Consider the following 14,752-nt stretch of genomic DNA (forward strand, 5'->3'; position numbering starts at 1 on the left):
CTGAACTGCTACCGATGATAGTTCCGCGGAAATAGCTGTGGTGAGATCGGCTGTTATCTTTACTTCGGTCAACAGGTAGTTCTGATAACCGATATACTTAATGTCTATTTCATAGACACCGATAGGAACGTTAAGGATGACGAATTTTCCGTCCTCATCCGTTGCCGCACCCATGGAGGTTCCGCTGATTACCACGTTAGCGCCTACTAACGGGCCACCGGTTTCCTGGTCGGTAATCGTTCCTTTTAGCTTGCCGGACGTAGCGCCGAAAGCTAATGACGGAACTAACAACATAACTATTGCAAATAAGAAAAATCTATAAGACATGCTACTCCTCCTGATTTTATCTTCACGGAGATTATTTTTATTTATAATATTCATAATCAATTTATTTATCATTTAGTTGGGATAATTTAAAGCCGGTGCTGGTTCCAAAGATTATCAGCGATTGACGCTTGCCCGCAGTAACTGTTAGGGCAGCCGTTTCGCTTGATGTTCCATCCGTTACAGTAACCGAGGCACCTACCGGTACTTCAGCGTAACCAGAGTAGAAATTTTCTACTAACGTAGAATCACTCGGGTCATCTAACGCTCTCCCTAAGAATTCTAATCCCAAAGCAATGTTAGCGCCATCAACAACCGATACATCTAACGCACCACCTGCCGAGTATGTATTTATAACCTTAACCAAACCTAAACTGGAACCGGTTCCTGTCTCTGACATAAATTTTTCGTGGTATAAACTAATCCTGTCTCCGCCATCATCGTCATGCAGGATAACCAACGACTGCTGATCGGCTGGAAGATTAACATTCTCACTCACGCTGACTGCAACGTCTACGACATTAACAGTTGTGGTTACAGTGACTGCACCGGAACCGGATCCCTCTTCTCCGTTGGTAATTGTAAGTGAATCAGTAACTACTATATCAGCAGTTCTTGTTGTCGTTGCAGTGTAGGTAATGTTATATACACCTGATGGATATGCCAAGTAAGCAGTAACATCTTCATAGGCGAGCGTTCCGACTGACGCGCCGTCAACGCTTACAGCTAAGTCGCCTGTATTAACTAACAGATCCTTGAACGTACTTACCCGGATTGTAAATACTTTAGTAGTTACAGTCGAATCAATAGTTGCGGTTACAGTTGTATCAGTAGTAACAGTAATGGTATTTATAGTCGAATCTGTACCCTCCGCATTAACATTCCATGTTGTGTCAGAGGTTTCTGCAAATGTTGTCTCTACAGTTGTATCAAATGCTACCGTGACAGTGGTGTCATATGGAGTAATAACCGGGTCAGCTCCCGTATCCTGCATCAATAATGCAGTTTCGTTTGCAGCGTTTAAGATTCTCATTTCCGATTGGAAATCAGGAAACACCGGAGCATCGCTTGGAATGTCTGCACATCCTGCAACAAATACGCCAGTCATCGTCAAAAATATTAATGTTTTTATATTTGATAACACTTCTGTTACCTCCTACTTTTTACTGTTAGCCGTTGCGGCGTTTTTTTTAAACTTATTTTGAATTTCAATAATCAAATCTTTCTTCCACAAATATACCGTTCTTCACAGTGCAATGATGCACATTGCATTATGCTTTGTGATACCATTTTCCGGTATCGTTCTTTTCTTATTATCTATAAAAAATGTTTATGCACTGAAGCTATATATCCTTGTTAAATTTGTCAAGTAATATTTTCAATTATTTTATTTTTATCTATTTAGACATAATTACTTATATTCAACTCTTATTGATTCTCTAATACCTAAGCTAAAATAGTTAAAAACTACGTTTATTTATGCTCTAATATATAAGGTATGGAATATTTGTAATTTATCTCTGTCGATGTGACCTCACAAACGATAACCCAGACCTTTACTCCAAGCGATTTTGCCCTCAATAATGAGGATGCAAATTTCGGGTCTCTTTCCCAGTGAGGCGTAAATTCCCGAACATCGGATCTCTGACATACAAAAAGGACTCCTGCGCCAAACCCTGAATCTCTCAATTTTGATAGTTCTTCCATATGTTTTTTCCCTCTTTCAGTCACCGCATCGGGGAACATTGCAACTCCATTTTCCACAAGCGTAACTGACTTAACCTCAAGAAAAAATTCTGAATCTTTATTTTCTAAAAGAAAATCGAACCTGTGCTTACCTACAGTTACCTCCGTTTTTTTCAAATTCCAATCCTTCAGAAACGGAAGTTCTTTATTCTCTAACAATCGTTTTACCAATTTATTCGGGAGGTTCGTATCAAGAGATATATATTGTTTTCCTGATTTGACCATGACTGTTGTCCACTTCGTTCTCCTGTGTATTGCTGTCTCAGGCACTTTTCGAACTCTCAGCCGGGCGCCTTTAATCAGCAGTTCCTTCAATCTACCGGGATCCGGCAGATGGCTTTCGACCACCTTTCCGTCAATTTCTATTTTGGTTAGGAATCTGTTGGGACGTTCCAGGAAAACAGCGTCATATAAAGGGCCTTCAATTTTCATATTTGTTATTATAGAAAGAACTCGTAAATCATACAACCAAATTGAGCAGCTGATTATGCTTGAAAATATTGGATTTTTAATTGACTAAGAGAATTAACTTGACATACAATCACTCTTCATATATATTCAGCATTGCAATGACGAACTCAAATACATTTAATTATTCATTTAACTATTGGTGGTATTATAACCTCGCAGAGGATATGCGAATGTAAAGTCGTTCACATTTAGCTAAGCATACTCACCTGCCAGGAAAGAATTCGGCAGGTTTTTTTATTTTATAAACATTAGGAAAAACATGGAAACAATGACATTTAGCGACTTCAAGGCTCTTTGCTCTAATAAACAGAGCACGGCTAAGGGAATAATAGTGCCGGTTTATAAGAAAATTCTGGCTGATCTGTTCACACCCGTAAATGCGTATCTGAAAATCAAAGATCAATCAAAATACTCTTTTTTACTCGAGAGCGTAGAGGGCGGAGAGCGGATCGCCCGATACTCTTTTCTCGGATACGACCCATCAGAAATACTCTCTTTAAATGATGGCAAGGTCAGTCACACTTCGGGAGAGAAATCAACAAGTTACGAAGGCAACGGTTTGGATCAATTGCGGGATATACTGTCAAAATATGAGCCGGTAGATATTATGGGTCTTCCGCCTCTGACGTGTGGAGCCATCGGGTACATTTCCTATAACTCGGTAAGATATTTCTTTAATCTAAACGGAGACTCTTCATCCGCCGTGTCCTCAAAAGACCAGCCGCCTGATATGCAATTCGCTTTCTATCGGACTATAATGGCATTCGACCACTTCAAACATCAAGCCATTCTTGTGAGCAATGTATTCATCGATCCTGATGAACTTAAATCTTTAAATGATAAAGACTTACAGAATAAATATGATGCGGCTTTAAGTCGTATAAATTCTTTCGAAACTTTGCTGCATAATGATATTGATCATAAACCCAAGCAAATAAAGATTGATGAATACCGTGAAACATTCAAACGGGAAGATTATATAAAGTCAGTCGAGAAAGCAAAAGAACATATCGTTAAGGGAGATGCATTCCAGATAGTACTTTCCCGCAGAGAAGAATTGGAAAATCATCCGGAACCTTTTGAAGTCTATCGGGCTCTGCGCACGATAAATCCTTCTCCTTACTTATTTTTCCTGCAAATGGATGACCAGGTAATTACAGGGTCGTCACCTGAGATGCTTGTTAAAGTTGATAATAGAAGAATACACGTTCGACCTATCGCAGGGACTCGCCCGAGAGGAAGCACTAAGGCTGAAGACGAGGCACTGGAGAGCGAGCTCAGGAGAGATGAGAAAGAGCGCGCTGAGCATGCAATGCTCGTTGACCTTGGCAGAAATGACGTGGGTAAAGTTTCGAAGTACGGCACGGTAAAAGTGTCAGAACTTATGGCAGTAGAGCGTTATTCGCACGTGATGCATCTTGTGAGCAGGGTTACCGGCGAACTTTCTGAAGAATATGATGCTCTTGACGCTCTTATCGCAACGTTTCCCGCAGGCACAGTTACCGGGGCTCCCAAAAAACGCGCTATGGAAATTATCGAAGACCTGGAGCCTCTGAGCAGAGGAATCTATGCCGGCGGAGTGGGATACCTCGATTATAAAGGAAACTTAGATACTTGTATCGCAATCAGGACAATTACTTTCAAGGGCGGAAAAGCGTTCATTCAAGCCGGCGCGGGAATAGTTTTCGATTCTATCCCGGAAAATGAGTATGAAGAATGCCGGAATAAGGCTAAAGTTCTCAAGGAAGCGATCGCTATGGCAGCAAAGGGTTTCAAATGATAACTGTTATAGACAATTACGATTCCTTCACCTATAACCTTGTTCAACATCTTGGGGAGCTCGGTTCAGAAATCAGCGTATTTACGAATGACGAAATCGAAGCTGCCGAACTTTTAAGAATGAAACCGGATGCCCTTCTGATTTCGCCCGGACCGGGAAGACCGAAAGACTCAGGCGTTTCTATGGAAGCGATAAAGTTACTTGGACCGACTGTGCCTACGCTCGGAATTTGTCTCGGTCACCAGTGTATCGCAGAACTGTTCGGAGGCAAAATTATCGAAGCCAACGAGATTCTCCACGGAAAGACCTCCCTTATCAATCACGAAAAACACCCGATTTTCACTAATATATCAAATCCTTTTAAAGCGACTCGGTATCACAGCCTTGTAGTAGAGCCGGATTCTATGCCTCAGGAGCTTGAATCCATCGCCACTTCCGACGACGGCACTATCATGGCTCTCGCTCACCGGGAATACCCGATATACGGGATGCAGTTTCATCCTGAATCCGTTTTTACCAATGTGGGGATGCATCTGCTTCAAAATTTTCTGGACATAGTTGAAAAACATAAATCGAGCCACAAATGATCGAATCTTATATCTCTAAAATTATGAGCGGCAGTTCCCTGAGCCGAGTCGAAGCTTCCGAAGCTATGGGCGCTATTATGAGCGGCGATACTCCCGCTACTCAAATCGCCGCATTTTTAACAGCGCTGAGAATGAAGGGAGAAGATGCGGAAGAAGTCACAGGTTTTGTGGAGACTATGCGGGCAAACGCCACATCCGTTTCCGCTGATGGAGATATGATATTGGATATGTGCGGTACCGGAGGAGACGGCGCAGGAACATTCAACATCTCCACAATCGCTTCCATCATAGTAGCCGCAGGAGGCGTTACAGTTTCGAAACACGGCAACAGGGCTGTTTCATCGCAATGCGGTTCAGCGGACTTACTTTCTGAATTGGGCGTGAATATCGAAATGCCCGTTGAATATTTAAGTTCTTGCCTTCAGGAAGTGGGAATGGCATTCCTTTTTGCCCCTATGCTGCATCCCGCTATGAAATATGCCGCCGTACCGAGGCGTGAATTGAAGATGAGGACAATTTTCAATCTATTGGGACCGATGACCAATCCGTCTAATCCGACTCTGCAGCTTATGGGCGTTTATGATTTTGATCTTGCCGAACTCGTGGCTGAAGTACTTAAAAATGTAGGTGTAAAACGAGCTTTAATCGTGCAGGGCGCTGACGGATTGGACGAAGTAACTCTCACGGGCGTTACGAAGTGCGTGGAGCTCAATGCTGATTCTATAAATGAAACTGAACTCAACCCGGACTCTTTCAGCCTCCCTCCGCTCAAAACTGAGGAAATATCAGGAGATTTCGATCCCGAAACATGCGCGCTTATAGCCACTGAGATTCTATCCGGGAAACAAGGACCTAAAAGAGACATCGTGGTGGCTAATGCATCTACAGGACTCTATTTAGGCGGCAAAGCCCACACCTTTGAAGACGGAGCAAGATTGGCGGAAAAGATAATTGATTCGGGAGAAGCTGCGAATCTACTTGAAAAATTAAAGGAATTTACTGCCCGGGTATGAACAAACTTGAAAAAATAATCTCTGACAGAAAAGAAGCCGTCACCAGACGGATGAAAGAAAAGTCTATTTTGAAGACAAGAGCCGCTGCCGAGGCGATGCCGCCCGTTCTTGATTTCCGGTCATCCCTCGCAAACAGAGACTCAAAAACCCAAATCATCGCGGAAGTGAAAAAATCCTCGCCATCCGCTGATTTTGGCGGTAACAGTCTGAATGTTGTTGATATAGCGCTCGGTTATGAAAAAGCCGGCGCTGCCGCTCTCTCTGTTCTCACCGAAGAGAATTATTTTTCAGGTTCTATCAATGACCTTCGTATGATAAAAAAATCTGTTCATATCCCTGTTCTCTGTAAAGATTTTATCGTTGACCCGTTTCAGATTTACGATGCAAGAGCGGCGGGAGCGGATGCTGTCCTTCTTATTGCAGCTGTGCTGGATTCTTACGAACTGCATGATTTTATCTCTATATGTAATACACTTTCCATTGCCCCATTTGTTGAAATAACAAACACCTCCGATATTGAAAAAGCATTAAACTGCGATATCGACTGGATCGGGATTAATTGCAGAGACCTCAAGACGTTCGAATTAGATTTGAAAAGGTTTGCCGAGTTACTGCCGCTTATTCCGGATGATTTTCTTATAGTGGCTGAAAGCGGAATCAAGAGCAGTGAAGATTTGAAGTATATCAACGATTTAGGCATATATGCCGCTTTGATAGGTTCCCTGTTTATGAAGACCGATAATCCGGGTAAGGCGCTGGAAAAGCTATTTGGGGAAAGTGATGACAAAGGTTAAAATTTGCGGAATCACGAACCTCGAAGATGCGATTTATGCTTCCAAACTCGGAGCGTCGTTCATCGGAATGATATTTTATTCTGAAAGTCCGCGGTTCGTAACTTACGAAACAGCCTCAAAAATAGTTTCTTCTCTGCCTGATGATGTTACCCCTGTTGGCGTCTTTGTAAATCCGACAAATGAAGAGATCGGCTCCGCTATAAAACAAACCGGAATCAAAGCAGTTCAGATTCATGGAAATGTGAATATTGAAAAGTTAAACGATTTGGATATTATTCAGATTCGCGCTTATGGAATTAACGATTCATTCGATTTCAATTCTATTACAGAGAATGATTGCGATTATTTACTTCTGGATAATTCTGCCAGCGGTCACTACGGCGGAACAGGGAAAACTTTTGATTGGAAGAATATTCCTGCCTCAGTTGATAGGGATAAACTTATACTCGCAGGAGGCTTGAATCCTGAAAATGTCGGCAATGCCATAAAGAGTGTAAAGCCTGCTGTTGTTGACGTATCAAGTGGAGTCGAATCCTCTCCGGGAATTAAAGATAAGACTAAAGTAAGAAAATTTTTCAAATCTGTGCCTGTCCTACTGATGCCAGGCGGGGAGAATACCGACAGTGGATTTTAAAGAATATAATCTGCCGGATACTAAAGGTCATTTCGGTAAGTATGGAGGCGCCTATGTGCCTGAAACTTTAGTACCCGCTCTTGCCGAATTAGAAAAAGCATATTTTGAAGCGATGAATGATACAGAATTCAACAACAAATATAATCAGCTGTTAAAAAATTATTCCGGCAGACCCACACCTCTCTATTTTGCGGAGAAACTCACAAAGAGAGCCGGCGGCGCAAAGATATACTTGAAACGCGAAGACCTTGGACATACCGGTTCGCATAAGATAAATAACACACTCGGTCAGGCGCTCCTTGCGATACGTATGGGCAAGAAGAGGATTATCGCGGAAACAGGCGCCGGTCAACACGGTCTCGCGGTAGCCACGATTGCCGCAAAGTTCGGATTAGAAGCGGTTATATTCATGGGTCGGGAGGATACAATCCGCCAATCTCTGAACGTTCATAAGATTGAGCTTTTAGGCGCTGAGATCATCACTGTGGATTCGGGCAGCAAAACACTCAAAGACGCTGTCAACGAAGCTATCCGCGACTGGGTTACCAATGTTGAAAATACGTTTTATATGATAGGTTCGGTCGTCGGCCCTCACCCATATCCTCTTATGGTTCGTAACTTTCAGCGCGTTATCGGCATTGAGTCGATGGAGCAATATGAAACATCGGAAAATTCACTTCCGTCTGCTCTTGTAGCATGCGTCGGCGGCGGGAGTAATTCCATAGGTCTTTTCCACCCATTCCTCCACACTGATGTTGATATATACGGAGTTGAAGGAGGAGGGAAAAATATGGAATTAGGAAATCATTCCGCCACCCTCACAGCCGGCTCGCCCGGAATTCTTCACGGAAGTATGTCATATATTATTCAGGATTCTGAGGGTCAAATATCTCCTGCCGACTCCATTGCTCCCGGGTTGGATTATCCCGGTGTGGGCCCGGAGCATTCATTCCTCAAGGATTCCGGGAGAGTAAATTATTCTTCCATAGATGATTCGGAAGCAATTGAAGCATTCAAAATCCTATCAAGAGAAGAAGGCATAATCCCCGCAATCGAATCTTCTCACGCTATAGCAAAAGTCATGCAAATTGCCTCCGATTACCCAAAAGATGAAGGAATAATAGTATGCCTTTCAGGCAGGGGCGATAAGGATTTTTCTCAGAACGACATTACAGGCGGAAGTACGAATGGAGAATAGACTCACAAAACTTATAAGCGGTATGAGCGAATCAAATGAAACTCTGTTGGTTCCCTATATGGTAGCGGGATACCCGTCGTATGAAAGATCATTAGAAGTCTTTGAGCTGTTCGCCGAAGAAGGTGCGGACATAATTGAAATCGGAATGCCGTTTTCCGACCCGCTTGCCGATGGTGTAGTGATTCAGCAAGCTTCTACTATCTCATTGTCGGGCGGCACTAAACTTGTGGATATTTTCAGTTTAGTAAGCTCTTTAAGAAAAAAAATCGAAATACCAATTGTGTTGATGGGCTACTTTAATCCTATCTATAAAAAAGGGATAGATTCTTTCCTGTCGGATTGCGTACAAGCAGGAGTTGACGGGCTTATCATTCCCGACCTAACCCCTGAAGAGGCGAACGATTTTGTGGCTTCCGCTCATGAACGAAACATAAGCACAATTTTCCTTGTAGCGCCAAACACTACTGACGAACGGATAAAAACCATCAGCGAACTGTCCAAAGAATTTATTTACTGTGTCTCATTATTAGGTGTCACCGGCGCGAATACCGCCCTAAAGAAAGACATTGGAAAATATCTGAACCATGTAAAAACTCTATCCGGCAGAAACACGCTCGTGGGTTTTGGCGTCAACTCTAAAGAGTCCGCTGCCGAACTTAAGCCGTTTGCGGACGGAATAGTGATAGGCAGCGCAATTGTTGAACGTGTGAACTCGGAAGAGAACTCTCTGAATGAATTGAGAACATTTTTAAAAGAAATTAGGGAAACACTTAATCAATGAATGACAAACAAGATAAATTAGCCGAGTTAAGAAAAGAAATCGATTCAATCGACAGCCGCTTACTGAAACTTTTTAACGAAAGAGCACACTGCGCCATTGAGATAGGCATTATTAAATCGGATGAGCAGCAGGAAATTCACGACCCTGAAAGAGAAAGAGAAATTATCAAAAAAATATTAAAGCAAAACAAGGGACCTCTTGATGAAAAGGCGGTCATCGGGCTATTTCAGCGGTTGATTGATGAATCAAGAAGTGTTGAGAAAAATGCCGGTAACACAAATACGTAACACAAAATTTAATTAAGAGAGAAAAAGATGATTATTGTAATGGAATCAAATGCCGAAGAAAATGAAATCCAGGATGTAATATCACGGTTGACGTCAATGAATCTTGATATCACTCGTTCAGACGGTGTAACTCAGGTTGTTTTAGGAGTTATCGGACAGACAGGAGACATCGATATCCGTGATTACGAACTGATGAAAAGTGTTAATCATGTCATCAGAATTTCTGAGCCTTATAAGAGGGCAAGTCGCACTTTTCATCCCGAAAAGACCATCATAAACGTTCGAGGTATTGATATTGGTGGCAATAATATTGTCATGATGGCGGGACCGTGTTCAGTTGAATCTAAAGAGCATATTATGGAAATGGCGGAAATTGTGAGCAAAGCGGGAGCCAAAATTCTGCGGGGCGGCGCTTATAAACCAAGAACCTCTCCCTATTCATTTCAGGGTCTTGAAGAAAAAGGTCTTATTTATATGCGTGACGCTGCGGATGTTTACGACCTTGCAGTTGTAACGGAAATTATGGACCCGAACTTGATACCGCTGATGTCGGACTATACAGACATCTTTCAGGTCGGCGCGCGGAATATGCAGAATTATTCGCTCCTTAAAGCGCTGGGCAAAACGAAAACACCCGTTTTGCTTAAAAGAGGGCTTTCTGCGACAATAGAGGAATGGCTTATGTCCGCTGAATACATTATGGCGGGGGGGAATCCCAACGTAATGTTGTGCGAGCGCGGAATACGTACATTTGAGGGTTATACGCGGAACACTTTCGACGTCTCCGCTATTCCCGTGGTTGATAGCCTGAGTCATCTTCCCATCATCGCTGACCCGAGTCACGCCACTGGAAGGCGCGATAAGGTTAGTCCTGTAGCAAGAGCGTCAATCGCCGCGGGCGCGGACGGACTCTTAATAGAGGTACATTCCGATCCCGAAAACGCTCTCTCGGATGGAGCGCAATCGCTTTATCCCGAGCAACTTTCGCAGCTCATGAACGAAATAAAAATTATCGCCTCGGCAGTGAGTAGATCGGTAAATTAATGTATTCTAAAGTTACAATAATCGGCGCCGGTCTGATAGGCGGTTCGTTAGCGCTTCTGATAAAACGTTTAAGGCCGGATATCAAAATCACCGGTGTGGATTTACCCGAAATCACTGATTCCCTGCCGACGGATTCTCCTTTCGACAGCTTGTTCACTGCCGAAAAGATTGGCGATGCTGTCGGAGAAGCCGATTTATCGGTGCTTGCTCTCCCAAACAACCAAATATTAAAAACGCTCCCTGATGTTCTTTCCCTGGCGAAAAATGGTTCGGTGGTTTGTGATGTCGGCAGCGTAAAGCAGCCGATATTAAAGGAAGCCTCCAAACACTCATCCTCCAATATATCATTTATCGGCGGTCATCCCATCGGAGGCTCGGAAGAACAAGGATTTGAAGCCGCATCAGCCGACTTGCTCGACGGCGTACGGTTCATCATTTGTCCCGCAGAAAATGTATCAAAAGAAGTTACCCGAACACATACAGATTTTCTTGAGTCGCTGAATTTCAAAGTGTTGGAAATGGAGGCATCTGTTCATGATAAGCTCATAGCCTTCACATCCCATTTGCCCCAGCTGCTTTCAACTGCGCTCTCGCTATCGGTCGGTTCGGTGGATAAGGCTGCATTGACAGTGGGACCCGGCTTCTCAGCCACAACCCGACTTGCCGCAAGCCCTGCAAAAATTTGGGATGAGATCTTTCAACTTAATAAGAAAAATCTGCTGGATGCTGTGAATACGTTGACTTCCGTTATCTCCGATTTGAAAGATAAAATAGAAAACGGATCTATCGAAGATCAAATTCTGCTGGCAGCTAAATTGAGATCAAAAATGTTACGAGAGGATTAATGGAACGACTTATAAAACCGGCTAAAAAAGTGCGTGGCGAAATTTCCCTGCCGGGTGATAAGTCAATCTGGCATCGCGCTTTGATTATCGGCGCCATTTCGGAAGGCGAGACCGAGATAACTGGCGAACCGGCTGGCGACGACGTTTCCTCCACAGAATCCTGTTTGAGACAATTAGGAATTAAAATATCCCGTGAAAACGGAAAAACTTTCGTTTCAGGTAACGGAGCCACCGGTCTTAAAAAACCCGATTCTGTTTTAGATGCGGGGAATTCCGGAACCACGCTAAGACTTTTGTCGGGTGTTCTCGCGGCGCAGCAATTCGAGTCGGTCATTGACGGCGATTCTTCGCTTAGATCGCGCCCTATGAGCAGGATTGTCACTCCTCTTTCTCTGATGGGCGCAGACCTGATTCCTTCAGATTCAGGCGGCTGTCCCTTGAGCATAAGGGGAAGCACGAATCTGAAGCCGATCTCTTACAATTCACCTATAGCCAGCGCGCAGGTCAAGTCGGCTATGATTTTAGCAAGCATTTGCAGCGGCGTTGAACTTGAACTGTCCGAACCGTATCCATCACGAAACCATACTGAGATTATGCTGCGGCAGTGCGGAGTAAATATTCAGACTGAAGGAAATTCCATCCGTATGGAAAGGAACGTTAAATTAAAGGGCGCTGTTTTCAGAGTTCCCGGTGATTTTTCTTCAGCGGCGTTTTTCATCACAGCTGCTCTTATGCTTCCCGACAGCGAGATTACTTTAAAAAATGTGGGGCTGAATCCTACACGGACAGGATTCCTGAATGTTCTGAAGAGGATGGGAGCTGATATCAGGGTAATCCCGGATGAAAACGGATCAGGAGAGAAACAGGGAGATATTGTCGTTCGCTCTTCCGATCTGAAAGCCGTAACCATAACAGCGGAAGATGTTCCCTCAATTATAGACGAACTACCGTTAATCGGTATTTTAGGAACAGTCGCGGATGGAGTCACAAACGTTTCAGGCGCCTTCGAACTAAGAGTAAAAGAATCTGACCGCATTTCACTCCTTATTAAAGGATTACAAAAAATAGGTATCAGTGCTAACGAATTTGAAGACGGTTTCTCTGTGGAAGGGGGTCAAAAAATTTCGGGAGGAACAGTTGATGCGGGGAATGACCACCGTATCGCCATGTCTTTCGCCATTGCGGGACTCGCATCGGAAAAAGGCGTGACCATTAAAGGCGCCGAATCAGCATCGGTTTCATATCCCTCCTTTTTCAGCGATTTGGAGAAGTTAAGTGAGTAGCGAAAATCATATCAGACTTGGGATTTTGAAGTTCTCTCTTACTCCATCGGTCTCCCCTCTGATGCACGAAAAATTTATGAATAAGCTCGGCATAGATGGCAGCTATGAATCGTTTTCCGTGCCTCCATTCAGATTAGAAGAGTTTATGTCAGGCGATGAAATCAGTTCCTTAAACGGCTTCAACGTGACAATTCCGCATAAGCAATCTATCGCAGGATTTATGAACACCCTTACGCCTGAGGCAAACATTTTGAGTGCCGTCAACACTGTCGCTGTCAGAGACGGAAAATATATCGGACACAATACGGACACTACCGGATTCAAGAAAGCTGTCGAGATGTTGAAATTGGATTTAAAAGGAAAAGATGTCTTGCTTTTCGGAGCGGGTGGCGCGGCTCGCGCGGTAGTTTACACTCTCGGAGATCTGGAAGTCTCAACCATTTACGTCCGAAACAGAACAGCCGAAAATGCCGTTAGACTTTCCGACATATTGAAAAACACTTCCAGCAAAACAGAATTGGTAGTGCTTGAGGAATCAAAATTGATTCCATCATCGCTTGAAATAGTGATTAACGCTCTCGGCGGAGGAATATTCGAAGCGAAATGGTTAGAAAGTCTGTCAGACCTGAGTTTTTTTTACGATCTCAATTACGGGGAAAACGCCTTCGATAAAAAACAGTTATCAGATGGAGTAGGATATTCGGACGGATTGAGTATGCTCGTATATCAAGGATTCGAATCATTGAAATTCTGGCTGGACAGAGAAATTCCCGACGACACAATAACCGAATCCGTCCTCACAGAACTTAACGGAGAAATTTAATTGGATAAATTACGTTATCTGACTGCCGGCGAATCGCACGGCAAAGCGCTTATCGGAATCCTTGAAGGCGTTCCCGCGGGATTGAAAGTCATCGTTGCCGATATTGACATAGAACTCCGCAGGCGGCAGCAGGGTTACGGTCGGGGCGGCAGAATGAAAATTGAGAATGACCACGCTGAGATAATTTCCGGTGTCCGCAATGCTCTTACAATGGGCGGTCCCATTTCCCTAATAATTGAAAACGCTGATTGGGAAAATTGGAAAGAAAAGATGGCTGTGGAAGAGATAACTTCTGAAATAGAAACGGTGACCGTTCCGCGACCCGGTCACGCGGATTTGGCGGGGCATTATAAATTCGGACACAAAGACCTTCGCAATGTGATTGAGCGTTCCAGCGCGCGGGAAACCGCAATGCGGGTTGGGCTGGGCGCTATCGCCAAACTCCTGCTGTCGGAATGCGGAATCACCATAGGAAGCCACGTTATCAGCATCAACGGCGCCCGCCTCTCTTCGCCGGATGATGAACTTTCGCCTCTCGAAATCAACGAATTGGCAGACGCATCACGCGTCCGCTGCATTGACGATGAATCTTCGGAGAAAATGGTGGATGCGATTAAATTAGCCGTGAAGAATAAAGACACGGTAGGCGGAGTTTTTGAGGTAGTTGCTGCCGGACTTCCCACGGGCTTGGGGAGCTACACTCATTGGGACAGGAAACTCGACGGGAGAATCGCCAAAGCCGTTATGAGCATCCCGGCGATCAAGGGCGTTGAGATCGGTCCCGCATTCGATAACGCCGCTCTCTCCGGTTCCCAAGTGCATGACGAGATATTGCCCGCAGACGGCGGCGATTATGTGAGACCTTCCAACCGGGCGGGCGGACTTGAGGGCGGAGTCACCAACGGACAACCGATAGTTGTCCGCGCTGCTATGAAACCGATTTCCACGCTTCGGCAGCCGCTGAAATCGGTGGATCTTTCAACCGGAAAAAAAGTTGACTCCCGCTATGAACGTTCCGATGTTTGCGCTGTTCCCGCGGCGGCTGTAATCGGCGAAGCGATGCTTGCTCTTGTGCTTGCGGATGCGCTGCTTGAGAAATTCGGCGGAGACTCAATGGAGGAATTGCTCGCTCGTGTCCCGAA

The 14,752-nt window shown here is 44.3% G+C and carries 16 protein-coding genes; 13 read left to right on the forward strand and 3 right to left on the reverse strand.

Annotated features, from left to right (window positions below; all coding sequences use genetic code 11):
* The 3 genes from IIB39_10400 to sfsA form a co-directional block, all read right to left on the reverse strand.
* On the reverse strand, window positions 1-327 hold a 327-nt coding region (locus IIB39_10400), incomplete at its 3' end, for a carboxypeptidase-like regulatory domain-containing protein (protein MCH8929109.1).
* 61 nt (window positions 328-388) lie between these two features.
* The gene (locus IIB39_10405) at window positions 389-1,468 is read right to left on the reverse strand and encodes a hypothetical protein (GenBank protein ID MCH8929110.1); all 1,080 of its coding nucleotides are present in this window, start codon (window positions 1,466-1,468) and stop codon (window positions 389-391) included.
* Between the two features lie 329 nt (window positions 1,469-1,797).
* Window positions 1,798-2,502 (reverse strand): DNA/RNA nuclease SfsA, encoded by a 705-nt coding sequence (gene sfsA / locus IIB39_10410; GenBank protein ID MCH8929111.1) that lies wholly within the window; start codon window positions 2,500-2,502, stop codon window positions 1,798-1,800.
* A gap of 307 nt (window positions 2,503-2,809) precedes the next feature.
* On the opposite strand from sfsA, the gene trpE reads away from it, so the two are divergent.
* The 13 genes from trpE to aroC all read left to right on the forward strand — a co-directional run.
* Window positions 2,810-4,321: an anthranilate synthase component I gene (gene trpE / locus IIB39_10415; GenBank protein MCH8929112.1), complete on the forward strand. Its 1,512-nt coding sequence runs from the start codon at window positions 2,810-2,812 to the stop codon at window positions 4,319-4,321.
* On the forward strand, window positions 4,318-4,908 hold the full coding sequence (locus tag IIB39_10420; GenBank protein MCH8929113.1) for an aminodeoxychorismate/anthranilate synthase component II: 591 nt from the start codon (window positions 4,318-4,320) through the stop codon (window positions 4,906-4,908). The genes trpE and IIB39_10420 overlap by 4 nt, the downstream gene beginning before the upstream one ends.
* A complete protein-coding gene (trpD, locus tag IIB39_10425) occupies window positions 4,905-5,921 on the forward strand; it encodes an anthranilate phosphoribosyltransferase (GenBank protein MCH8929114.1) in 1,017 nt (338 codons plus the stop codon). Before IIB39_10420 ends, trpD begins: the two co-directional genes overlap by 4 nt.
* On the forward strand, window positions 5,918-6,715 hold the full coding sequence (gene trpC, locus IIB39_10430; protein MCH8929115.1) for an indole-3-glycerol phosphate synthase TrpC: 798 nt from the start codon (window positions 5,918-5,920) through the stop codon (window positions 6,713-6,715). The genes trpD and trpC overlap by 4 nt, the downstream gene beginning before the upstream one ends.
* A complete protein-coding gene (locus IIB39_10435) occupies window positions 6,702-7,349 on the forward strand; it encodes a phosphoribosylanthranilate isomerase (GenBank protein MCH8929116.1) in 648 nt (215 codons plus the stop codon). Before trpC ends, IIB39_10435 begins: the two co-directional genes overlap by 14 nt.
* A 10-nt stretch (window positions 7,350-7,359) precedes the next feature.
* On the forward strand, window positions 7,360-8,547 hold the full coding sequence (gene trpB / locus IIB39_10440; GenBank protein MCH8929117.1) for a tryptophan synthase subunit beta: 1,188 nt from the start codon (window positions 7,360-7,362) through the stop codon (window positions 8,545-8,547).
* Window positions 8,537-9,328 (forward strand): tryptophan synthase subunit alpha, encoded by a 792-nt coding sequence (locus IIB39_10445; protein MCH8929118.1) that lies wholly within the window; start codon window positions 8,537-8,539, stop codon window positions 9,326-9,328. The genes trpB and IIB39_10445 overlap by 11 nt, the downstream gene beginning before the upstream one ends.
* Window positions 9,325-9,615, forward strand: a complete 291-nt coding sequence (gene pheA, locus IIB39_10450; protein ID MCH8929119.1) for a chorismate mutase — start codon at window positions 9,325-9,327, stop codon at window positions 9,613-9,615. The genes IIB39_10445 and pheA overlap by 4 nt, the downstream gene beginning before the upstream one ends.
* Window positions 9,616-9,642: 27 nt before the next feature.
* On the forward strand, window positions 9,643-10,659 hold the full coding sequence (aroF, locus tag IIB39_10455; protein MCH8929120.1) for a 3-deoxy-7-phosphoheptulonate synthase: 1,017 nt from the start codon (window positions 9,643-9,645) through the stop codon (window positions 10,657-10,659).
* On the forward strand, window positions 10,659-11,504 hold the full coding sequence (locus tag IIB39_10460) for a prephenate dehydrogenase/arogenate dehydrogenase family protein (protein MCH8929121.1): 846 nt from the start codon (window positions 10,659-10,661) through the stop codon (window positions 11,502-11,504). The genes aroF and IIB39_10460 overlap by 1 nt, the downstream gene beginning before the upstream one ends.
* Window positions 11,504-12,787 carry a 3-phosphoshikimate 1-carboxyvinyltransferase gene (gene aroA, locus IIB39_10465; protein ID MCH8929122.1) on the forward strand — a complete coding sequence of 428 codons (1,284 nt, stop codon included), beginning with the start codon at window positions 11,504-11,506 and terminating at the stop codon, window positions 12,785-12,787. The genes IIB39_10460 and aroA overlap by 1 nt, the downstream gene beginning before the upstream one ends.
* Complete coding sequence (locus tag IIB39_10470; protein ID MCH8929123.1) at window positions 12,780-13,610, forward strand: shikimate dehydrogenase; 831 nt, start codon at window positions 12,780-12,782, stop codon at window positions 13,608-13,610. The genes aroA and IIB39_10470 overlap by 8 nt, the downstream gene beginning before the upstream one ends.
* On the forward strand, window positions 13,611-14,752 hold a 1,142-nt coding region (aroC, locus tag IIB39_10475; GenBank protein ID MCH8929124.1), incomplete at its 3' end, for a chorismate synthase.

Source organism: Candidatus Neomarinimicrobiota bacterium (assembly GCA_022573815.1).
Lineage (GTDB): Bacteria > Fidelibacterota > SORT01 > SORT01 > SORT01 > JACZTG01.